Source organism: uncultured Aquimarina sp., assembly GCF_947500065.1.
GTDB lineage: Bacteria > Bacteroidota > Bacteroidia > Flavobacteriales > Flavobacteriaceae > Aquimarina.
The window spans coordinates 771,964-795,031 of record NZ_CANMQT010000001.1 but is presented as its reverse complement, the minus strand read 5'-3'; the positions used below and the strand labels follow the sequence as shown (position 1 = coordinate 795,031).

The 23,068-nt window shown below is 32.7% G+C and carries 16 protein-coding genes and 1 pseudogene; 9 read left to right on the top strand and 8 right to left on the bottom strand.

Annotation, left to right across the window (positions count from 1 at the left end; all coding sequences use genetic code 11):
- The first annotated feature begins 8 nt into the window (after positions 1 to 8).
- The 8 genes from Q0975_RS03575 (at position 9) to Q0975_RS03540 (ending at position 11,816) form a co-directional block, all read left to right on the top strand.
- Positions 9 to 1,139: a hypothetical protein gene (locus Q0975_RS03575; protein ID WP_299433197.1), complete on the top strand. Its 1,131-nt coding sequence runs from the start codon at positions 9 to 11 to the stop codon at positions 1,137 to 1,139.
- Positions 1,132 to 4,341, top strand: a complete 3,210-nt coding sequence (locus Q0975_RS03570; protein ID WP_299433195.1) for a hypothetical protein — start codon at positions 1,132 to 1,134, stop codon at positions 4,339 to 4,341. Before Q0975_RS03575 ends, Q0975_RS03570 begins: the two co-directional genes overlap by 8 nt.
- A gap of 13 nt (positions 4,342 to 4,354) precedes the next feature.
- Positions 4,355 to 7,975: a DUF6443 domain-containing protein gene (locus tag Q0975_RS03565; RefSeq protein ID WP_299433193.1), complete on the top strand. Its 3,621-nt coding sequence runs from the start codon at positions 4,355 to 4,357 to the stop codon at positions 7,973 to 7,975.
- 245 nt (positions 7,976 to 8,220) lie between these two features.
- On the top strand, positions 8,221 to 8,448 hold the full coding sequence (locus Q0975_RS03560; RefSeq protein ID WP_299433191.1) for a hypothetical protein: 228 nt from the start codon (positions 8,221 to 8,223) through the stop codon (positions 8,446 to 8,448).
- 351 nt (positions 8,449 to 8,799) lie between these two features.
- Complete coding sequence (locus Q0975_RS03555) at positions 8,800 to 9,915, top strand: AraC family transcriptional regulator (RefSeq protein WP_299433189.1); 1,116 nt, start codon at positions 8,800 to 8,802, stop codon at positions 9,913 to 9,915.
- A 93-nt stretch (positions 9,916 to 10,008) separates the two neighbouring features.
- The gene (locus tag Q0975_RS03550; RefSeq protein ID WP_299433187.1) at positions 10,009 to 10,944 is read left to right on the top strand and encodes a hypothetical protein; all 936 of its coding nucleotides are present in this window, start codon (positions 10,009 to 10,011) and stop codon (positions 10,942 to 10,944) included.
- Between the two features lie 290 nt (positions 10,945 to 11,234).
- Positions 11,235 to 11,450: a hypothetical protein gene (locus Q0975_RS03545; protein ID WP_299433185.1), complete on the top strand. Its 216-nt coding sequence runs from the start codon at positions 11,235 to 11,237 to the stop codon at positions 11,448 to 11,450.
- A gap of 195 nt (positions 11,451 to 11,645) precedes the next feature.
- Positions 11,646 to 11,816, top strand: a complete 171-nt coding sequence (locus Q0975_RS03540; RefSeq protein WP_299433183.1) for a hypothetical protein — start codon at positions 11,646 to 11,648, stop codon at positions 11,814 to 11,816.
- Between the two features lie 76 nt (positions 11,817 to 11,892).
- Here Q0975_RS03540 and Q0975_RS03535 read toward each other — a convergent pair whose 3' ends face one another.
- The 6 genes and pseudogenes from Q0975_RS03535 to Q0975_RS03510 form a co-directional block, all read right to left on the bottom strand.
- Positions 11,893 to 12,285: a hypothetical protein gene (locus Q0975_RS03535; RefSeq protein WP_299433181.1), complete on the bottom strand. Its 393-nt coding sequence runs from the start codon at positions 12,283 to 12,285 to the stop codon at positions 11,893 to 11,895.
- 57 nt (positions 12,286 to 12,342) lie between these two features.
- Positions 12,343 to 12,585, bottom strand: a pseudogene (locus Q0975_RS03530) (DUF2268 domain-containing putative Zn-dependent protease); the annotation flags it as partial.
- Between the two features lie 32 nt (positions 12,586 to 12,617).
- A complete protein-coding gene (locus tag Q0975_RS03525) occupies positions 12,618 to 13,265 on the bottom strand; it encodes a DUF2268 domain-containing putative Zn-dependent protease (protein ID WP_299433179.1) in 648 nt (215 codons plus the stop codon).
- A gap of 3 nt (positions 13,266 to 13,268) precedes the next feature.
- The gene (locus tag Q0975_RS03520) at positions 13,269 to 14,465 is read right to left on the bottom strand and encodes a serine hydrolase domain-containing protein (RefSeq protein ID WP_299433177.1); all 1,197 of its coding nucleotides are present in this window, start codon (positions 14,463 to 14,465) and stop codon (positions 13,269 to 13,271) included.
- An 89-nt stretch (positions 14,466 to 14,554) separates the two neighbouring features.
- Positions 14,555 to 15,397: a helix-turn-helix transcriptional regulator gene (locus Q0975_RS03515; RefSeq protein ID WP_299433175.1), complete on the bottom strand. Its 843-nt coding sequence runs from the start codon at positions 15,395 to 15,397 to the stop codon at positions 14,555 to 14,557.
- Positions 15,398 to 16,494: 1,097 nt separating this feature from the next.
- A complete protein-coding gene (locus Q0975_RS03510; protein ID WP_299433173.1) occupies positions 16,495 to 16,638 on the bottom strand; it encodes a hypothetical protein in 144 nt (47 codons plus the stop codon).
- A 200-nt stretch (positions 16,639 to 16,838) separates the two neighbouring features.
- Here Q0975_RS03510 and Q0975_RS03505 point away from each other — a divergent pair, with 200 nt between their 5' ends.
- Positions 16,839 to 17,921 carry an acyltransferase gene (locus Q0975_RS03505; RefSeq protein WP_299433171.1) on the top strand — a complete coding sequence of 361 codons (1,083 nt, stop codon included), beginning with the start codon at positions 16,839 to 16,841 and terminating at the stop codon, positions 17,919 to 17,921.
- Between the two features lie 28 nt (positions 17,922 to 17,949).
- Here Q0975_RS03505 and Q0975_RS03500 read toward each other — a convergent pair whose 3' ends face one another.
- Positions 17,950 to 19,083 carry a sulfatase-like hydrolase/transferase gene (locus tag Q0975_RS03500; protein WP_299433168.1) on the bottom strand — a complete coding sequence of 378 codons (1,134 nt, stop codon included), beginning with the start codon at positions 19,081 to 19,083 and terminating at the stop codon, positions 17,950 to 17,952.
- 479 nt (positions 19,084 to 19,562) lie between these two features.
- On the bottom strand, positions 19,563 to 22,922 hold the full coding sequence (gene mfd, locus Q0975_RS03495) for a transcription-repair coupling factor (RefSeq protein WP_299433165.1): 3,360 nt from the start codon (positions 22,920 to 22,922) through the stop codon (positions 19,563 to 19,565).
- Positions 22,923 to 23,068: the final 146 nt, after the last annotated feature.

Below are 23,068 nucleotides of genomic sequence, written 5' to 3'. Positions count from 1 at the left end.
ATTAAGATATGAAAAGAATATTTTTTGTACTCGTTTTATTTAGCTTTTTAGCTTCACACGGATATGCGCAAACTTTGGTTGCCAACCCTCAAAATAATGATAAGGAAGGAGGAGAACTTCTACTTAAAAACAGTAATAGTAATTATAAGCCTTGGCATATTGATAACTATGCAGGTAGTTTAAGATTTTTTCGAACAGGACAAGTGCTTTTTGATATGAATTCCTCAGGGGTTATTTCCAAACTTACAGTCGATAAAATAGGCATAGGTGTCACGAATTCAAAAGGAAAGTTACACCTAAATGGTGATCTATATGCCAATATAGGAGAAGGGTTTAGACTCTTTGGTGACATAAACTATTTTGGGAAATGGAATGATGGAATTATTTTCGAAATGCAAGATTCTAATCACACACTAGGAAGAACTGATGGAGGCTTTGTATTTAGAGGTTTTACACCATCAGATAATAAACATACAGATTGGATGGTCATCAAATCAGGAGGTAATGTTGGAATTGGCACCAAGATGCCGGATAAAAAGCTGACCGTTCAAGGTGACGTAAATGTGGGAGGCACAGGAAACGGATCAGTAATCGCTCGACATATAAATGGTAAAAGTCATATTAGCCCAAAAGTGGGAGAATTATTTTTGAATTATAGCACCGGATATCCTGTTTTTGTAGGTAAAAATGATAAAAATGCCAATTTTTATGTACACGGAAAAGTTGGAATTGGCACTACCACACCTACTGATGAATTATCTGTAAATGGTACAATTCGTTCTAAAGAAGTTGTATGTGAAGCTACTTCCTGGCCAGACTATGTTTTTGAAAAGGATTATGATCTAAAATCTTTAGCCGATGTAGAGAGTTACATTTCAGAAAATGGTCATTTGCCAAATATTCCACCTGCAAGCAAAATAGAGGAATATGGTGTGAAATTAGGGCAAATGAATGTCTTGCTTTTGGAAAAGATTGAAGAGTTAACGCTATACACGATCTCGCAACAAAAAGAGATTAAGAAACAACAAGCGACGATATATTCTCAGGAAAACCAATTTAAAAACCAGGAAGAATTGATTGCCAAATTGATGACACGTCTGGATACAATAGAAAACAAAATCTCGAAAACAAATGAATAAGATATATATAAAACGAATAGTGTTTGTTTTAACACTACTAGGATTTACTATAAGTTCTTTTGGGCAAGGGCCAGAAGATGAAGAGAATACACCACCATATCATCAAGTGTTACCAGCTTCTCCTACAGCTGCATCATTAGGAAAGTATGGAGAGTATAAAGTAGGAGGGTCAACAGGAGTTCCAGGGATTGCTGTTCCATTATTTGAAGTAAATGGAAATACCATGTCAGTTCCGGTATCATTAAGTTATCATGGCTCTGGAAACAAAGTCACTGATGTTGCCTCTTGGGTTGGTATGGGTTGGTCATTAAATGCTGGTGGCGTGATAGCAAGAACGGTTATCGGAAATGAAGATGAAGCAGGAGCTGCTTTAAAAGCATTCTATTCGCAAGGCTTTGATCCAGATAATTTTGATCCTAATTATAATCAAGCTGATTTTAACTTGTTTCGAGCTTTAACGAAACAAGGTTGGACTGCAGATCCTGATATATACTCATTTAATGTAATGGGTTATTCTGGTCAGTTTTTTATAGACCTGGAAGGAAATGTGCGATTGTATTCATTACAAGATCTTGAAATAGAATATGTATCAGGATTAGGGCAAATAGATAGGTTTATTATTACAACAGGAACCGGAACCGTTTTTGAGTTCGCTGAGAAAGAAACTACCTATAATAATTCATCTTCTAATTGTGGAATTGGTTTTGAATCAGCTAGCAATCTTGTATCAGCTTGGTATTTGACAAAGATTAACTCCGAATATGAGGAATTTACATTTACATATGAACAAGAAAGAATATTACATAGTTTGTCCAGATCTGAAAGTCAGTCCTTTAGAATTTCTTTAGGAAATGGCCCAGGAGGGTTGTCAGATTGTTATAATCTAAATATTTTGGAGATCTATAAAAAGAAACTAAAAAGTATTACAGGACCATTTGGTACTGCTTCTTTTACTTCTAATAAAAATAGATTAGATCTAAACGGAGGTAAAGCGTTACAAACAATTTCTTATCAAGATATTGATGTTAAGTTAAATACTAGCTTTATGACTAGTAATGAGAATGGTTGGAATACAAACGATAATATGGATAAAAGTCGTTTGATATTAAATTCTGTTAATGTTCAGGCAGGTTTAGAAGATCCTAAGAATTATTCCTTTAATTATGAATCAACAATTCTGCCTCCACGTGATTCATATAGTATGGATCACTACGGATATTTCAATGGTAAAAATAATTCTATTCCAATGCCAAAAGCTCCTAATTTTTCGGAAGGAGCTAATAGAGATGTGGTTCCGACTTTGGCAAAAGCAGGAATTCTAGAAGAGATAATTTATCCTACGGGAGGAAAAACTATTTTCGAATGGGAATCAAATCAACGAAACCTAGGAGGGCAGCGTCCTAAAAATTTCACTAATGTTAGTATTTCAGACAGTTATGTTTCTGGAGGAGAAATCAAAACAAAACCATTTTCTATAAATGATGCACAGAGGTTAAAGATCAATTATCTATTAGGGAATGCTAATTTTGGTGAACCAGGTGAGGTTAACTTGATGATTATCAATACAACTACTCAAGTTATTGAGTTTAATCAAAATATATCACAAAATGCTACAATAGAACCTGCTAAGGTTTTTCCAGCAGGTAATTACCAATTGAAGATAGTTAATAATGGAATCCCTTTTAATACGCTTAGTGTAACCTTAAGTTATTATAATCTGGGTGATCCAGTAGATACAATTGAATACTTGGGAGGATTAAGAATAAAAACAATTACCAATGTTGATACAGATGGTACTCAATTGAATAAAAAGACATATGATTATGGAGCATTATCTGTAACAAATAAAGTAAGTGATATAGATTATTATCAAGTACGATATGGATATAGTGGCAATATAGTGTATCAAATAGCACACAGATCATCAAGAAGTAGGTTCGCATTATCAAACTCAGTTTCTTATATTGATGTATTTGAATACATAGGAGATGAGAATGAAAATATTGGCTATACACATTACATTTATCATGATGATCAGGATTACGGCGGTGGAATTATAGGGACTCCTAAACAAGATCAATCATGGAAAAGGGCATTGGTTAAAGAAATGAGTATTTACAATGCAGATGGAAAACTCAAAAGAAAAGTCAGTAATACATACGAATTTATTAAGAAATTTGCATTAGCAGGAATTCGCGCAGAGTACGTGAAAGATCACCCGCAAGCTGCAGGGTTACCTACTAATGGATTAGATGAAATTAGATGGAGAATATACGATTATTGGTCGGAATGGGCTAAACTAGAATCCACAGAAATTACAGAAGGATTAGTAGATCAAACCGTTTTTTCCAGAAACGTTACAGGAACTCCTGGAGCTGGCTCTGCTACAGAAGGGGATGTAAATACATCAATTCATTATGAATATTTTAGAGAAAATTCACACATTAATCCAGGAAAAGTTATTACTGCTGATAGTGAAGGAAATACCTGGGTGGATGTCATGTTGTATCCTAGGGATTTTGCAAATGATGATAGTGTATTTCGTTCTTTAAAACAAAGATATTTTAGTCAACCAATAGAACAGGTCAAATATTTAGAAAACTCCAATAATGAACAACAAATTGTCAGTGGAGTAAGTAATGTATATGATATCCAGGGAGATTTGGTAAATACATATAGAGTTGAGACTACTTCACCAATTGATTCGGGATTATTTAAATATAACAATGATAATACAATACCAAATACATTAGGATCTTATAAGCGATCTTCTTTTTATAGCAAGGATCCAGAGGTAAATATTACATATCATTCTGATGGAAGAATAAAAGAAGTAATATCAAAAAGCTTAACGATATCTTATTTATGGGGATACAAATCTAGGTATCCTGTTGCTAAGATTTCTAATATCTCATCTAATCAATTAGAAACAATTTTAGGGAGTGATAAATCTTTAATCGAAAACTCAAATGATTCTAATTTTATAAGTCAAAAACTAGCGACTCTGAGAGGTAATTTACCTTCTAGAGTATTTATAGAAGTTTCATTATATGATATTGGAGTTGGTGTGTCTAAGAAAATTGACCCTAATGGAATCGTAACATCGTATAAGTACGATGACTTCAAAAGATTAACTCACATAAAAGATCAAGATGATAATACTCTTGAGCAATATGAATACAATTATGGAAGTAATAATTAAATCCTTGTATACCATGAAAAAGAACATATTACTATTTGTGAGTGTTATAGCTTTAACATTTACGGGGTTTGCACAACAGCATACGGAAAATTATGTGAAATCACATATTGCACGTACACCTATCAAAGGAGATATATCAGGAATTGATAATAAAGAACAAGTTCAGGAAGCTGTTCAATTTATAGATGGTTTGGGCAGACCTAAACAATCCGTTACGCGATGGGGAGCTCCTAATGGGAATGATGTTATTACGCCTGTTACATATGACGCTTTTGGTAGAGAAGTAAAACAATATCTTCCATATACGAGTTCATCTATTCTTTCTCTAGAGAATACAACCGGAAATTTTCGTTCTGCTGCTGTGGCAGAGCAAAATAATTTTTATGATAATCATTTTAATGATTTACATGGAGGTAAAGCAGGAGATTATGCGGTAGCTGAGCAAAAATTAGAGGCTTCTCCTATTAGTAGGGCTGTAAAGCAAGGAGCTCCTGGGAAAGCTTGGAACATAGATGGTACGCACACTGTTGATTATTCCTATAGATCGAATCTAGCCTATGATGCTGTTAAGATCTTAACGGTTGTGGATGATAATATATCGATAGGAGATATTTATGCTGATAAAGAATTATGGGTAGTAGAAACGAGGGATGAAAATACCGGGAATAATGAAGGTAGAACTATTGAGTATACGGATAAAAGAGGTAACGTTGTCCTTAAAAAGGCAAAAGAAAGCACTTTTGTTGACTTAAAGACGTACTATATCTATGATGAATTAAATAGACTACGTTTTGTAGTTCCTCCTGCAGGGATACAAGAGATTGAAAGCACTAATAATTGGAGTCTTATTAATTCAGAAATTTTTAAGAAAAAATGGATGTTTTGTTATGAATATGATGGTAGGGATAGAATGATAGCGAAGCGTGTACCTGGAGCAGATTGGATGTATATGATTTATGATCAAAGAGACCGATTAGTGCTAACCCAAGACGGTAATCAAAGAACAGATTGTATAGAGGTTGTGAGTGGTAATAAAGATGTATACAAGTATGAAGGTAAATCGTATAAATTAACTCCAACAGGTAAAGTACGTTTAAAAGATGGCTTTAAGTTTAGTTCGTCAGGAAACAAGAGTTTTAGAATTTCTAATACAGTTACATCTTGCCCAAAACAGTGGGTGTTTACTAAATATGATGCACTAAATCGTCCTGTGATTACCGGTTTTTATGATAGCGATTTAGACAGATATGCGTTGCAAAACTTAGTAAATCAGGTTACTGATTTTGATGAATCTTATACAGGACCTGGAGTGTTAGAAGGATATGACAATTCTGGATTTCCTAATACAACGGCCTTATCTGATGTATTGTCTATTACCTATTATGATGATTATGAGTTTACCAATGAAGTGGCTCCAACAGCCAATCAAGATTTCTTGCCAATTGTTAAGGGACAAGTAACAGGGACTAAAATTAGGATATTAGGGACTAATGACTTGTTAACTACTGTTACATTTTATGATAATCGCTATCGACCTATAAAAGTAATAGCGGATAATCATAAGAAAGGGCAAGATATGATAGAAAACACCTATCGTAGTAAAATTTCTGCTTTAGTTAAAAATACAAAGATGACCCATAGAAGTGAGCATCATATCGGAGCATTGGTCACTACGGAAACATTTAGTTATGACCATATGAATCGATTGAAAGAAGTGGATCATAAAATTGAGGATAATGGAATATTAAAAACGAATAAAAAGTTAGTAATTAATGAGTACAATGCTATAGGTGAGTTATCTGCTAAAAAGTTAAATAAAACCACAACAAATAGGTATACTCAACATATAGATTATGCCTATAATATGCGAGGCTGGTTAACAAAGATTAATAATGGAGCCAATATATCAGGGAGTGATCGATTTGGAATGGAGTTAGTATATAACAGTAGCGATACTGAAGGACAGTTTAATGGTAATATTAGTGCAATCACCTGGAAATCATCACTAGGTATAGGAAGTGTATCAAATCCCCAAACTTTTAAGTATACCTATGATCCATTAAGTAGATTAAAAAAAGCAACCTACGAAAGTGCTAATCGTAACGGATTTTATAGTGTAGGAGGAGATGTAAATGGGATTCAATATGATGCTAATGGGAATATCTTGCTTTTATCTCGATATAAGGAAGTTAATGGGCAAGCAAGACTAATCGATAAGCTTAATTACTCATATGGTAATGGTGGAAATCAATTGATCAATGTTACTGATAGTGGAGATGTTACTTCATTAAGCGATCCTAATCCTAAAATTAATAAAATCAAAGACTTGGGCTTTTTGGATAGTTCTACATTACTAAATGATTATGCTTATGATCCTAATGGTAATATGATTAGCGATCAAAATAAAGGGATTACTAATATCAGTTATAACTACCGTAATCTACCTGAGTTAGTGAGTTTTGATAATGGTAATTATGTTCAATATACTTATGATGCCATAGGGACTAAACTAAAAAAAGAGGCAAAAATAAATAATACTATCACGATAACGGATTATGTTGCTGGTAAACATTATGTAAATGAGGTTTTAGAATTTTTTCAACATGGAGAGGGCCGAGTAGTTAAAAATGGGACAAATTATAACTACGAATTTAATCTTACGGATCATTTAGGAAATGTACGGATATCCATAGATGAAAATGGGACAGTAAAACAACGAGATGATTATTATCCTTTTGGGTTGACATTTAATTCTGTTAAACCTAGTAAAAGAAATTATTATTTATATAATCAGGGAATAGGTAGTAAAATATTCAAGACGGAAAGACAGGAAGAGTTGTTTGTTGATTTAACAAAATACAGAACTTATGATTACGTTTTAGGTCGTTTTTGGCAATTAGATCCACTCGCTTCGAGCCAAGATGAGTTAAGAAATTGGACACCTTATAACTATTCATTTAATAATCCCATAAAATATAGTGATCCTAACGGAGATTGCCCAACCTGTATTTCAGGTGCAATAATAGGAATATTGATAGAAGTAGCAGCACAAGTAGGTTCCAATCTGTTAGATGGAAAAAGTTTACCTGATTCTTTTAAAGAAATAAAAGGATGGCATGTAGCTATTGCTGGTGCTTTGGGAGCAGCTCAAGGAGCAGTAGATGGAGGAGTAGGACAAATTGGAAAGTTTTTGGCAAAAAAGAGTAATAGAAGAATTCTGGGTAAGCTTTTCGAGTTTGGTATAGAAACTCTAGAGAATGTTCTAAAAGATTATACAGATGACAAAAATTTTGATCTATGGGCTTCACTTGGAGGAGCATTTGTTGAGGCTGGATTATCAGAGCTAATACCAAAAGATATACTTAAAAGAATTTCTCCTAAAATTAGAGTATCAGCTGCAGAACAGATAATTGACAATGCTAATGTGGATATAAAAAATGCAACGAAAAACATCAAAAAAGGATTTAATGTTAAAAAAAATCAAAAAATTTTAGGTAATGCAACAAAAAGTAAAGAAGCTGGTAAGGTGGCGGATTCATTTACAAAGGATGTACCAAAAGGAGCAGCTGCAGAAATCGCAGGAAACAAATCTGGAGATAAAATAAGAGAGACTAACCAGGAAAAAAACAATTAGAATTATTTCTTTTTTGTAACCCTTGATGTCACTAGAGTAATCGCCACCGCTATGTCTTTAACTAGTGGCATATTGGTAAGAACATAAACATAAAAAATCCACAGCATTAATGTTGTGGATTTTTTTACGGGTAACAAAAATTAGTATCAGGAACTCTTAAATAACAAACCTCATTCGCGAAGAGGAGACAAGATCCTGATTGTCTATAAAATGTTCGGGAATTAATAATTCTTAAATCAAAAATTATGTTACAAAACATTTTAAAATTAAAAGGAGTTTCAGAATTAAAAAAAGAAGTTAAAAAAAATATCAACGGGGGCATGTTCGGTGGTGAATGTCCTACTGAAGGAGGTTATTGTCCAGTAAATGGACAGCCTTATTTTGGACCTCCATGTTTGGCCGGTCCAACAAATTTATATTGTATTCATAATAGATGGACACCTTGCTTGGAATGTGACCTTGCGCAGTTTTAAAAGGATGACAAAAATATTTGAGACATTATAAATGCTTTCAATTATCCTATGGGTGATTGTGATTATTAGCAAAGTAGTTAATCAAGCTAACTCAAGTATTTTAAAGATCGAAATCTCGAGATTTCGATCTTTTTTTAGTTATGAGTAACAAAAAATAGTATCAGGATCTCTTAAATAACAAACCTCATTCGCGAAGAGTAGACAAGATCTTGATAGTCTATAAAATATTCAGGAATTCATAAATCAAAAAAGCAAATGAAAAAATTACGATTAAGAAGTATTAGTTTATCCATTCGGTCGAAAAAAGAATTATATTAAATTAGTTTTACCAATTAATTCTATACCTCTTTGATGCTATCTTTTGAATTTATAGATCTTATATTGTTTTTAGGAATAAGCCAAGGGATTTTTTTGGCACTCACGATTCAGGTGATTCAAAATAAAAACAAAGCAGCCAATAAAATACTTGGTATTATCCTCTTGGTTTCAGTAGTTATGCTAATTGGGAGGATGATTTTTTTAAAATACCTGACTTCTTCTTTGTTTCTGTACACCATTCTTATCGATGCGGTGATTTTTATCTTTGGTCCCCTATGCACTGTGTATTTCAGAAGATTGGCATTTTCTGAGGCCAAGAGTTTTAGACTTCCGTGGTTTCATTATATTCCTTTACTACTTCAGGTGGTTTTCTTTGCGTATGTAGCATCTATTAATTCTGAAGAATTTATTGAAAAAGTAAATAATGGAAATTTTAATATACATTTTGTTATTATTGAAGGAGCAGGAATTATTTCGAATAGTATATATTGGTTTCTCAATGTAAAACTATTACAAAAGTATATCAAAGCAGAAAAGGAGAATGTATCTTTTAAGCAAAACCTAGTTACTTTTCTAAAATATTTCCAGGTATCGATCGGAATTTTTCTGGGCCTTTGGATGATTAGTTTTATCTCTGCTAAATTCTTTGATCACTCATTATATCCAATAGGATATGATTGGCTTTGGGTTGGAATTTCGGTTTTTATATTTGTAGTGGGATATTATAGTTTAAAAGAACCAGAACTTTTTAGGATTCCTTTACAAAAGGAAAAACAACAAATGAATCGCTTACCAGAAAGTGATATTTTTTCGATTGGAAATCGATTAAAATATTTAATGGAAAAGGAAAAATTATTTTTGAAATCGGATCTCACACTTCGTCATCTTTCGGAAAAACTAGATACTTCCACACACAATATTTCATGGTACTTAAACAATATTATGAATAGCAGCTTCCACGATTATATTAATCACTATAGAATTCAGGAGTTTTTAAGAAAAGTAGAGAAAGGAGCACACCTTCAGCATACGATTTTAGCTATTTCAATGGATGTTGGGTTTAATTCAAAATCAACTTTTAATAAAGCTTTTAAATTAGAAATGAACGATACACCCAGCAATTACATAAAAAAGGAAAAAGTAGCCTGAAAATTCCCTTTTAAATAAGTGTGAATTTATCCAAAACGTCGATTTTTAAGTGTCTTGAGTATACTTTTCAAGAAAATTTTAAAAATCACAATCATGAAAACACAATGTAAAAATTTTCGAACCGAAGTATGCTCTATTTTTATGTTACTGATGATAGCAGTAACCTATACTTCTTGTCACGGTGATCCTATAAACCGTGAGGCTGAAGTAGAAACCGTTGTTACGGATTTTCCCGGAAATGATGCAGTGACCGTAGATAGAAGAGGAAATGTATATGTTTCAGAATATGGTCAGTTTGTAGAGACAGGAGGAACTGGAACCAGAGTGATGAAGGTATCCAAGGATGGAGAAGTGTCAGAATTTATTACAGGTCTAAAGGGACCTCTGGGAAGTGCTGTAGATAATCAAGGTAATTTTTATGTAAATCATGCAGGTAATTTGGTTACAGGAGAAGTACTTAAAGTAGCACCAGACGGTTCAAAAGAAATATTAGCAACCGTAGATGGATGGCCAACTGGTCTTACTTTGGATCATGAAAACAATATCTACGTCACTAATTTTTTATCACCTACCGTTCATAAAATAACACAGGAAGGAACAGTAACTGTATATGCTACTGATAACAGGTTAGCTGGAGGTGTAGGAATCGATTTTGACCGAAAAGGAAATCTGATTGTTGGTAATTTTGCGACTGCGGATATCCTTTCTATCGATCCCGAAGGTAATGTTTCTTTAGTAACTAATATTCCTGATATAGTAGTTAATGGTTTTGGTATAGGATATATAACCGTAGCCGGTAATTCGGTCTTTGCTACAGGATTAGGAGTCAATAAAATATTCAGGGTATCATTAAGAAATGGAGAAGTAAATGAATTTGCAGGTACAGGCGAAGCCGCAACCCTTGATGGGCTTGCTGAGGAGGCATCTTTTAATGGACCGAATGGAATAACAACAGACAGGTATACAAAATCCCTTTATATATCAGAATTTGGAGGAATAGGAGCCGTTAGGAGGATTAGGTTAAGATAAAGACGGAAATTACAATCAGTTTCACGTTAGTGAACCTTTTGCCGGCGCAAGTAACTCGTGCCTTTTCTCTGATGTCACTAGAGTAATCGCCACCGCTATGTCTTTAACGAGTGGCATATTGGTAAGAATATAAATAAAAAAAATCCATAGCATTAATGCTGTGGATTTTTTATGGGTAACAAAAAATAATATCAGGAACTTTTAAGTAATAAACCTCATTCGCGAAGAGTAGACAAAATCCTGATTGTCTATAAAATGTTCAGGAATTAATAATTCTAAAATCAAAAATTATGTTACATAACATTTTAAAATTAGATGGAGTTGAAGTATTAACAAAGAAGAAGCAAAAAAGCTGTAAAGGTGGATTTTTAGTAAGTCATATATGTCCTTCTGAAGGAGAGCATTGCGATCTTTCAGCTGCGTATATTTCATTTATGCAAAGTTCTTGCCTAGCTCCTATACAACCGTTAGTTTGTCAGGGTGTTTGGGTAGCGTTAGACTACTAATACCTTTGTAGATTATTTTTTACTACCATTAGTCCGTGACTAGTGGTAGTATTGGATTCTGATACAAGTAATCTGAGTATTATAGCAAGCAAGATTGAAGATTAATTTAAAATTATTAATTAAAAGGGGAATTTTTCTCTTTTTTATTTTATAACTTACTCTCACAATACAAATTAATCTTAAAACCAGTTTATTATGCTTAAATCAATTTTAACTCAAGAAGGAGTAAAGGAATTAAACAAACAACAACAACAATCTGTTAACGGAGGAGGAGGTTTAAACTCGGAATGTCACTCAGATAGTGATTGTGATCATCCATACATCTGCGCTGGATGTCTATGCAGACCAGTTGGTGGACCGTTTTAATTAACTAAGAATAATTTTTAAGGCTAATTCAAATATTAGAAAGATCGAAATCCTCGGATTTCGATCTTTTTTTTCTTTAGTATAAAAGTGTAGGTTTTTCATCTTCACATGCTACTCCTTTTGGCTCTGGCTCAATTGAACAGTCAGAGATGATACCCCATTTTTTATTAAACGCATCTTCTAAATCTGTATATGCGTTCACTTTTTTTAGAAAATCTTCTATATCGATAGTTGTGGAATACGCTATATAATCCATAGGTCCTCCACAAGCTTTAGCTCCAATTGCTGTATATGTCCACTTAGTGGCATCTATGCAGGAGGTGCTGTTGACAATGGTTTGTATTTCATTAAGCATTGCAATAAGTACCTGTTGCTCTTGTTCCATCGAAGAGCCTGTATCGTCATCATCATTACAGCTATTAAAAAGAGTAGCAAATAACACGATACCTATAACCAATATATTTCTCATTTTTTTACCTTTCTTAAAAGATTCATTATTTTAAAAAAGGTTGCGTAGGATAGTTCATTACTTAGGAATCTCATTGTTTTTATAATCGCTTTTTTCTAAGAATTCTTCTGCTGCCATATTAATCCAAACTTCAGGAGTGATAGATTTTTCTTTAGATAAAAAACTTTGTACAATATCATACCCTACAGCATAACCTCCCCAAACCGGGAATTTATCTGATCCAAACATTACTTCTGACTGAAATTCAAAATCTTGGTTCTCTAAATCAGGCTGTACGGTTGTCCACAATTCTTGCTTTTTCTCTTTGGTTAATGCTTCCTATCCATTTGGTTTCAGTATTTAGGATATAAGAGTTTAGCAAAATAATCGCCTCTTCCTTCAAAAACTAAATAATCCAGAAGTGTCCATCTCGTAATTTTAGCTAAATTTTCTTTGGTCCAATAAGTATGATTGAACTCATGAGCTACTGCATATGAAAGAGCCTCTTTCCAGTTATCAACCGAAGTATCAATATTGATTAGAATTTGCTTACTTCCTGCTGTAAATCCAAAAACACCATTCATGTCGTCTTTCATAGTTTGTAATTCAGAACTAGGAGGCAGCACATATACCGTAATTCCTTCATTTTGAAGTAATGTATTCGATTTTTCTAGTGCTTTTAGAATCGTCTTTTCAATCTGTTTCTTATTAGAAGTAATTCCTTCTAATGTCTTTTTTAGATATGGGATATCTAACGAAGGTCTGGCAAGGTCTTCATATACAAATGAGTTATATTCACTGCTCATAAAGAACTTATTAAAAATTGGAAGCCTCACTTTTTCAAGATATAGCTCTTTTAGGTTTTCATCATTTTCTTTGGTCGCAGCAATATATTCAGTATAGTATTCTTCCATAAAGATTATCTTATGGTTTTCTTCTTGGGCAATTGCTGATAAGCAAATCATGAATGCGATATACGTGTAAATAATGTAGTTTTTCATATGTTAATTTTTTGGTATAAATATTTTTGCGAGTTTATATGCGTATGTGAATAAATCGGAGACAGTACCACTTCGATTCATTACTATGGATATGGAGAGATTATATTCTGGAAATAAAATAAATACTGAAGTCGATCCCACAGCAGTTCCAGCGTGATGAATGATTTGTACTTTGTGGTTCTGGTCGAACATTTTTTCGGTATGGCTGTTACGCCATCCCATCGCATAGTTTTGCCTATTTATTTTACCAGAATCTAAAGCAACAGGTTCTATAAGAATCTCTGTAGTTTCTTTATTAAAGAGTTGATGATTTAGAAAGGCATTCCCAAGTTGAACAAGAGCTGTAGGTGTAGCAACAAATCCGCCACCAGCCCATTTATTACTATTGTTGACCTTAAATACTTCTTTGTACATGTTTTTATCCACTTCATAAAATTTTGAAATATTTTCTTGTGATAAAGAGGATGTTTCACCATTAATGTGTTTAATATCTAAGGGATTAAAAACAGCTGAATCCATAAAACTAAGAAAGTCCTTGCCAGAAGCACCTTCCATCATAGCACTTAGCAATGTATAATTGTACGAGCTATAGGTAAAATCGGTGCCAGAAGGAAATAACAACTGAGAATCACTAAATATCCCTACACTTTCCTGAACTGTTTTGTACTCGTCATTGTTTTGATGTTCCCAAATGGGAAAACAAAAACAAGTTTCATAATTCCGTATTCCTGAGGTATGTGATGCCAGTTGCTTTACTGTTATTTCAGAAAGGTTTTCGGTTGTATAGGGAACAAATTCTTTGACTTTAGTATCCAGATGTAATGCTCCGCTCTGCAAAAGCACACCGAGCCCTAATGAGGTTACAGCTTTAGAGGTACTTCCGATTCTGAATTTTGTGCCCAAACGTACTTCTGTAGCATTTTCGATATCTTCATATCCAATAGCATTAGACCAAATTACTTTTCCATTCATTCCGGCAGCGACGGATAATCCAGGAACTTTAAGATGTGTAAACATATCTTTTAGAATACGATCCGCTTTTGTTGAAATCTCATCATTGTGCTTAACTATCGGCTGCAATTTGCTAGTATTCGGATAGGCATTCCATCCCGATGTGTAAGTTATCATGGGTTCAAAAAGAAAGAAATTTATGAGTACACCTAGTATGATTAGAGAAGTAATGATGATGCATTTTTTCATGATGATGTTCGTTTTAAAATTTGACAAAGGATTTCCTGTCATTGAATATGCATTCAATGATATTTTAATGTGAATAAATACCAGTTGGATTATTTGGTGGCCAGCGTTTTTTCTTTAGCCTTAATCATCTCACAGACTTTAAAAAGCAGAATAATTTCTAATAAAATGGTGGGTGTAAGAAATACCAAACCAACGATAGATAGCAGTACGGTGGTCATAAATGCATACGTAATAATCTCGAAAATTGCGGTAACTTTGGCGATGGTTCCTAAAGCATTCTGAAGCCTGAAAACAGATATCCCAAACAAGATTCCTATGATTCCGTAGGTCATGGATTCTGCACCGATAACAATATGATAATCAAAGTCACCAATGTATAGCGATATAATATCAAATCCATAGAATACGATGGTAATAAAAATGAACATGAATGCAGTTATTTTTAGCAAGTAGTTTTTAAAAATCTTTCCGGTAAGCACAAAACCACGCGTAAAAAGGATAATAGAGGTTACTAAAACTAATTTCAGAAAAATATAGAGCCACTGATTGATTACCATTTCATTTTCTTCAAGTCGGTAATAATCTACTATAATTTCTATAAAACCGATCAGAAAATAAATAATACCACTAATCCATGCGATGTTTAGTTGTCTTGTCAGAAAACTTGCCTCCTTTTCATCATCTATTTCGAGTAGAAATATCTTTTTAAATTCTTTTGTAATTCTAGGTTCTTCTGTCGAAATTTTTTCAAGATCATAATCCAATGCAGACAGAATCGTTTTTATCGTGTAGCTTCTTGGCATCACTTCTCCCGCTTCAATCCTCTGTATCGTTCTTACACTAATATTACATTGCTCTACCAGCTCTTCTTGCGTAAGTCCTTTCGATTTTCTGATTTCAGAAATTTTCTGTCCTAATTCTGGCTGTTTCATAATTTGACTTGTTTTCATTTGCTTATGCAATAGTAAGTTTCAGAATTAGTTTCTCAAATTTTTCGGATCGTATTTAACCCGACATTTACCCGACAAACCAGTAATACCAGTGGGTTTCGAAGTTTTTTGAAACTTTTCTTTTGAATTAGAAATATAGGAATTATTCTATTGGATAGAGATTTATTTTTCTAAAAAGCATTTTCTATTTAGGATATAACTTGGCTTTTATAATTTTTTTTGAGTAAAGGGTATACAATTTTATTCTATTGAGAGCCTTTAAACAATATTAAGAAGTAGATTTTTTATTAAATAGTTTTAGTGTAGCGTAATGATTTTATGTTGTTAACCTTTTATAGGTGATTTTTAAGGTAACTTTTAAGTTCTATAAACATCATCGATGTTATTACTGTATTGATAACCAAAAGAATAGTTCATCGAAAATTCGTTTATATCGATTAATTCTGGGATGTTTTTATAATTTTCTATTTCTTCAATAAACCTTCTTCTAACATTTGATTGACTTTATGGCTTAACTTTTTTAATTGCTTCAAAGTTCCTTTCAAAAAACTAAATTCCTCTCTGTTACTCATAATCTTTGTTGGTCTTATTGTTATAATTAAGATGAATTTATAAATAAATAGAACCAACAAATGACGTTTAAAGATGAATCCAACATTAGTTTCGTTTAAATGTAGTTTACTGTCGACGAAGTGTAGTTTGTTGAAAATTGAAATGATTTTCCTTGTTTTTTATGGATGCTTTTGGTTGTTGAATCTATGTTCATTATGTTTATTGAAGTATATATCTACATAGATTTTTTTTATTACAGGATTTTCTGAAATTTTTGAATCCAAACTAATATCGACTTTCTCCAGTTGCTATTACTAACTCAAAACTGTATTTCTATCACCTAGAGATCATTGTGATTACTTGCTTGTTCTTAGATAGTATGTAGCATTAGTAACCTGGTACTTTTTGTTCTAACATTCAACATCCGAATCACTTCTTATCGTTAAGAACTGGGATTCCATCTCAATCTAAAATAGAAAGCTCTAACTCTTCCTTATTGGTTTTACCGAAGTTTGTAAAACAATCTTTTAAAGTGTCTGGTGCATATCATTTCTTACAATGATAATAAACAGCATTTCAAGTGGAGTTTTTGGAAGAAAACCTCTAATTGTGTTTGGCAGATATCTTGCTATTTCCATTTCTATTGTATCTTTGTCTAATGTTAAGTGCATAATAGGCTGTTTTAGTTTTGTTTACATTGTGCGTTACAAATATCAACACTCCATTTTTATCCTCCTAAAAAGTTTAAATTACATCATGTTGGTGAAGTGCAGTTTTGTGTTGTTGAATTACATTTTGTCATTATTTTGATATATATGTAGATCAAAATAATGAGTAGTTTTTGCCAAGTAGATTTAATACGTATGATTAAATGAGAATAACCAAAAATCAAACTAATTTTCTAAAAGGTATTGGAATACTATTAATTATGTTTCATAATTTTTTTCATTTAACTAAACCTTATATAGGTGAAAATGAGTTTGATTGGGATATAATTAGAATTCAGAGATATCTCGAAGTACTGATGGCTTTTCCTGAGAAATTTCTTACCGCTTCACTTAGTTATATGGGGCATTATGGAGTGCAAATATTTATTGTATTGAGCGCCTACGGATTGTCAATAAAATATTTTAATAACCAAAAAAAGATTCGTCTATTGCCTTTTATGATTGATAGGTTAAAAAAAATATACCCAGTTTATTTTTTGGCGATTCTTTTTTTGGTTATTACGGTGTTTTTTGTGGAAAATCGGGTTTTTAATTTTTATGAATGGAGAGACTTAGTACTAAAATTAATGTTTATTAATAATTTCATACCAAATAAGGCATTAAATATTAATGGCCCTTGGTGGTTTTTCTCGTTAATAATTCAACTATATGTTCTTTTTCCATTACTGTTTTATTTTTTTAAAAGAAACAGATTTAATTACATAAGCGGAATTTTATTTCTAGTATCTTATTACATAATATTTGCATTAGTTCAACCTATATTAGAAACATATAACCTTAGTTTATTATATCTGTTTCCAGGGCATTTGCCAGAATTTGTTATGGGAATGGTTTTCGTTTTTTATCCCAGATGTCATCGGGTAAATTATAAATTTTTAGGAATTTCTATATTTGTATTTATTTTGGCAAATTTTTATAGCTTTTTATTTCCAATAACTTTTATTAGTATTTCTTACATTTTATTTCATTTTTTGATTTGGCTTGAAAGCAAATCTCCTGCGAAAATTAAGGCGGCTATGGTAAGATTAGGAGAATTAAGTTTCTATTTATTCGCTATACATGGGTTTCTTAGAAAGCCGTGGATCACTTATTCTTATGACACTTCACTCTTTGAAAAATATATTTTTGCGGTAGTGTTTTTTTTTATAAGCTTGATGGCCAGTCTTCTTTTAGAAAAAATTCTAATGTATTTTAATCGCTTGTATAGATTTAAGCGGATAGCCTAGAGCCGAATTGATTTTTTTATAGAGTCTTTCAATTTTTATCTTCATACAAAAACAATTCTTCAAAGCTTATATTTTTTCTAACCATTCTGGGTTTTTCAACATAGAAGTTATTAAAGATACTTCTTTTTTTATCAAAACCAGTAAACCGTATACCACTTATATCGGAAACAGCATGTATTAATTCATCAGTCATGAACCTATTATGAACATTAAAACTAGATTTTCTGAGCTTTTTATACTTGACGGAAGTCCACAAAATAAAAGGGATTTCATACATAGATCGAGTTGGATCTTCTTCATAATGCCCATAAAAATCTTTTCTATCAAAGTATACTTCTTCTCCGTGATCTGAAAAATATAACACATACGACATAATATTTTTTGCTTTCACTTCTTTAATAATTTCTCGAACAACAAAATCATTGTATCTTACAGCATTATCATATTCATTTATTAATACTTCTTTTTTGTCCTTTATATCAGAAGTGGTAAAGTATTCAAACTCCTTAGGATATCTTTTATTATATTGAAGGTGAGTCCCTAAAAGGTGGATGAAAATTGCCTTTTTATTAGCTGTATCGTTTAGAGCAATTTTTAGTGGTTTAATCAATTTATGATCATAAGGGGTCTTTTTATTGTGATTTGCTATATTTATAAAGTTTCTGACGGATGCTCCTTTGGATATTTTGGTGGTTAAATTTTCGAATGCACCTATTGGTTTTTGATTAGATAACCAATAGGTTTTAAAACCAGCAGCATTCATAAGTTGAATAATACTTCCATTATCTTGTTTAGACGGGTTTTGATAATTATTCAGTGTTAATGACTTGGATAATGAGGTTATAGTGTGAGTGTGTGGACTAATCACTTGATCAAAAATGAAAAGCTCATTTTTGATATTATTTAGCTTAGGATTTGTCTCTTTTTGATATCCATATAAATTCATCTTGTTTTTTGTAGTAGATTCTCCAATAATGAAAACGTAGGTTTCATTACAACTAATCGTATCTTTACGTACATTTTTGAATGCATTTGAAGTACGATTTGTATGTGATAAATCGAAACTTTTAGCATCTTTTCGATATTGAATACTTGATTTTACTAGTAAGTAAGGAGTATTGTATACAATAAGCTTTGTGAACTTTAATATTCCATAAAACATTATAGAAATTCCCAGAACACTTAAGATTTTTCTTGTTATGGATATATTTGAAAAGGAGGTGAAATATATGTCCTCTTTTTTGCATGAATAGACAATTAATACTATGTTACATAGAAGCATTAATAGTGAGAAACATATTATAGTATAATTGGCATAAGTACTAATAAACTCAGAAACTTCATCAAGATTTGTTTCTGTTAATATATAAACAGTTGATGAATTAAAGTTGATACCATACAAATAATAAAAAACGCTCTCAAACCATGTAAACAGAATAAGAATACTAAAAGTGCAATAAAAAATCACTTTTGTCTTCTTCTTTATTTTAACAAACTGGATTAGTATGAAAGCGAGTATATAAAAAATAATATTTTCAAAAAAGTTGTATAATCTTTCTTGAGTAACATCTTGAAATATAATTTCAAACAAATAAGCTAGAATTACAGGAATAAAATAAATAATTAAAAAGAAAATATTTCTCATAGTACATTTTCTTTTTTTATGTTTATTGTTGCAATAGCTCGTAATGCATCTTCTATTGATACAATATTCTCAAAAGTCAATAACAATCGTAATCCATTTCGGGTGTTTTTTTCCTTCATTTTGCACTTACTTGGATTTTTCTGTACAAATTGTAATACCTTAGAAAATATAGGACTTTGATAAAAACTCGATTGCTGATCACTGATAAAATACCCGATCAATTTATCTTGTTTCATAATGATCTTTTCTAATCCAATAGAAGTGGCAATCCATTTGATACGCACAGAATTTAATAAGTCTACTGCCTGATCCGGGATTTCTCCAAAACGATCTACTAATCGTTTTTCATAAGCTTGCAGCCCCTCTTCATCTTTGATCTCATTGAGTTCTGTATACAGATTGAGACGCTCGGTAATATTGTTGATATAGTCATCCGGGAATAACAATTCGAAATCGGTATCAATCTGCGTATCTTTTAGATATACCTTTTCTTTTTGACCGTCTTCGTATAAGTCAGCAAACTCATTTTCCTTGAGTTCTTCGATTGCTTCGTTTAGTATTTTTTGGTAGGTATCAAAACCAATTTCATTGATAAAACCACTCTGTTCTCCACCTAATAAATCTCCCGCACCTCGAATCTCCAGATCTTTCATGGCAATATTAAATCCACTACCTAAGTCAGAATGCATTTCTAATGCGGTGATACGTTTTCTGGCATCGTCGGTCATTGCAGAATATGGTGGTGTAATGAAATAACAAAAGGCCTTTTTATTACTTCGTCCTACACGACCACGCATCTGGTGTAGATCCGAAAGCCCAAAGTTATTGGCATTATTAATAAAAATAGTGTTGGCATTTGGTACATCCAGTCCGCTTTCTACAATAGTGGTAGAAATTAATACATCAAATTCTCCATTCATAAAGGAGAGCATCAAACCTTCTAGTTTTTTACCTTCCATCTGTCCGTGACCTACCGCAACTTTGGCATCCGGAACTAGGCGCTGTACCATTCCGGCAACTTCTTTGATATTCTCAATACGGTTATGAATAAAATATACCTGTCCTCCACGTTGTATCTCATAACTCACGGCATCTCTAATGGTTTCTTCAGTAAATCGAATCACATTAGTTTCTATCGGATATCGATTGGGTGGAGGTGTGGTGATGGTAGATAAATCCCGAGCTGCCATCAAACTAAATTGTAAGGTTCTTGGGATAGGTGTAGCGGTTAAGGTGAGTGTATCTACATTTTCTTTGATGGTTTTCAGTTTATCTTTTACAGAAACACCAAATTTTTGCTCTTCATCAATAACCAGTAATCCCAGGTCTTTAAATTTTACATTTTTATTGACCAATTGGTGGGTTCCTATGATGATATCTACTTTGCCAGCAGCCAGATCCTCTAGAGTTTCTCTTTTTTGTTTTGCGGTGCGGAAACGGTTTACATAATCTACTACTACCGGAAAATCCTTTAGTCGTTCCCTAAATGTTTTTGCGTGCTGAAATGCCAGAATCGTTGTGGGAACCAGTATCGCAACTTGTTTTCCGTTATCCACTGCTTTAAAAGCTGCTCTGATAGCTACTTCGGTTTTACCGAAACCAACATCTCCACAGATCAATCGATCCATAGGTCGCTCGCTTTCCATATCCGCTTTTACATCTGCTGTAGCGGTGCTTTGATCAGGCGTGTCTTCGTATATAAAAGAAGCTTCTAATTCGTGTTGTAAGTAACTATCTGGATTGTATTGAAAACCTTTTTGCAATTTTCGTTTTGCATATAATTGAATCAAATTAAATGCAATATGTTTTACTCTTGCTTTGGTTTTTTGTTTTAGGGTTTTCCAGGCTTTGGAACCTAGCTTATAGATCTGTGGCGGCTTGCCATCTTTACCATTAAATTTTGAAATCTTATGAAGCGAATGAATACTGAGATATAACACATCTCGTTCTCCATATATCAGCTTGATTGCTTCTTGTTTTTTGCCTTCGACATCTATTTTTTGTAACCCGCCGAATTTACCAATTCCGTGATCGATATGCGTTACGTAATCACCAACTTCGAGGTTGGTCAATTCTTTGAGCGAGATAGCTTGTTTTTTAGCATATCCACTCTTTAGATTAAACTTATGATATCGCTCAAAAATCTGATGATCGGTATAACAGGCTATTTTACGATCGTGATCAATAAATCCTTGAAATGCGGAAAAAACAATTGTTTCATATTGTTTTACATCCAGATCTGCATCATCAAAAATATCATGAAAACGTTTAGCCTGTTGATCACTTACACAGAAGATATAATTTTTATAGCCTTCTTCATGGTTTTCATTCAGGTTCTGAATCAGCAAATCAAATTGTTTATTGAAAGAAGGTTGCGGTTTGGTGTCAAACTTAATCGCATAATCAGCTTTGGTGAGTGGTCGATTTCCTATTTCGACCAAGGTGAAATCCAGTAATTGCTTTTTGATTAATGCTGAAGAAGCAAAAAGTTCCTCTGGAGTTCCGTGTTTGATTTCTTCAGACAGCGTTTTGAAAGCTTCTTTGGCTTTTTCAAGATTTTTGTCGATTCTTGCAGAAAGCAGGTCAATATCTTTGGCAAAAACCACAGTTTTAGAAGCGATATATTTCAGAAAACTTTCACGAGTTTCCTGCATCGCTTTATTTTCTACATTAGGGATGATAGAAATTTTCTTGATCTGGTCCGTTGATAATTGCGTCTCTACATCAAAAGTTCTGATACTATCTACTTCATCCCCAAAAAACTCTATACGATACGGTTCATCATTACTAAATGAAAATACATCTACAATACCACCACGAACCGAAAACTCGCCAGGTTCGGTAACAAAATCTACTCGTTGGAAGTGATATTCGAACAGTACTTCATTGACAAAATCTAATGACAGCGTATCTCCAATAGAAATCTTCAGTGTATTTTTCTCCAGCTCTTTTCTGGTCACTACTTTTTCGAATAAAGCATCCGGATAGGTAATAATCAGCGCAGGTTTCTTTCTGGAATTGATTCTATTCAATACCTCTGCTCTTAAAAGAACATTAGCATTATCGGTTTCTTCAATCTGATAGGGTCTGCGATAACTTCCTGGATAAAACAATACATTTTTATCTCCAAGTTGTTGTTCTAAATCATTAAGATAATAGGCTGCTTCTTCTTTATCATCAAAAACACACAAAAAAGGTTTGTCTGCTTGCTCAAAAGCAGCTGAAATCACAAAGGATAAAGAGGATCCGATAAGGCCTTGTAGATGTGTTTTACTTTCGGACTGGGCAATAGCATTCCCCAGTTTCTGAAGAGACAGAGACTGTGCGAAGGTTTGCGTGATTATATTTTTACTCACGTAGCAATAATTTTAAGCAAATATACTATCATTCTTTTAGTTATGACAAACCTGTATATAGTGATACGCACTAAAACTAACTATTTTTTTAAGTTTTGATGAGAAACTTCATCGTTTACTGTTTTTAAGCTACATTTTAATAACAT

What these genes read in the sequence shown, in the direction of transcription:
- Q0975_RS03560 (WP_299433191.1), top strand. Translation starts at nt 8,221, where the DNA reads ATGTTACAAAACATTTTAAAATTAAAAGGAGTTTCAGAATTAAAAAAA.
- Q0975_RS03550 (WP_299433187.1), top strand. Translation starts at nt 10,009, where the DNA reads ATGAAAACACAATGTAAAAATTTTCGAACCGAAGTATGCTCTATTTTT.
- Q0975_RS03570 (WP_299433195.1), top strand. Translation starts at nt 1,132, where the DNA reads ATGAATAAGATATATATAAAACGAATAGTGTTTGTTTTAACACTACTA.
- Q0975_RS03515 (WP_299433175.1), bottom strand. Translation starts at nt 15,397, where the DNA reads ATGAAACAGCCAGAATTAGGACAGAAAATTTCTGAAATCAGAAAATCG.
- Q0975_RS03545 (WP_299433185.1), top strand. Translation starts at nt 11,235, where the DNA reads ATGTTACATAACATTTTAAAATTAGATGGAGTTGAAGTATTAACAAAG.
- Q0975_RS03505 (WP_299433171.1), top strand. Translation starts at nt 16,839, where the DNA reads ATGAGAATAACCAAAAATCAAACTAATTTTCTAAAAGGTATTGGAATA.
- Q0975_RS03535 (WP_299433181.1), bottom strand. Translation starts at nt 12,285, where the DNA reads ATGAGAAATATATTGGTTATAGGTATCGTGTTATTTGCTACTCTTTTT.
- Q0975_RS03520 (WP_299433177.1), bottom strand. Translation starts at nt 14,465, where the DNA reads ATGAAAAAATGCATCATCATTACTTCTCTAATCATACTAGGTGTACTC.
- Q0975_RS03555 (WP_299433189.1), top strand. Translation starts at nt 8,800, where the DNA reads ATGCTATCTTTTGAATTTATAGATCTTATATTGTTTTTAGGAATAAGC.
- Q0975_RS03565 (WP_299433193.1), top strand. Translation starts at nt 4,355, where the DNA reads ATGAAAAAGAACATATTACTATTTGTGAGTGTTATAGCTTTAACATTT.
- Q0975_RS03510 (WP_299433173.1), bottom strand. Translation starts at nt 16,638, where the DNA reads ATGCACTTAACATTAGACAAAGATACAATAGAAATGGAAATAGCAAGA.
- Q0975_RS03500 (WP_299433168.1), bottom strand. Translation starts at nt 19,083, where the DNA reads ATGTTTTATGGAATATTAAAGTTCACAAAGCTTATTGTATACAATACT.
- Q0975_RS03540 (WP_299433183.1), top strand. Translation starts at nt 11,646, where the DNA reads ATGCTTAAATCAATTTTAACTCAAGAAGGAGTAAAGGAATTAAACAAA.
- Q0975_RS03575 (WP_299433197.1), top strand. Translation starts at nt 9, where the DNA reads ATGAAAAGAATATTTTTTGTACTCGTTTTATTTAGCTTTTTAGCTTCA.
- Q0975_RS03525 (WP_299433179.1), bottom strand. Translation starts at nt 13,265, where the DNA reads ATGAAAAACTACATTATTTACACGTATATCGCATTCATGATTTGCTTA.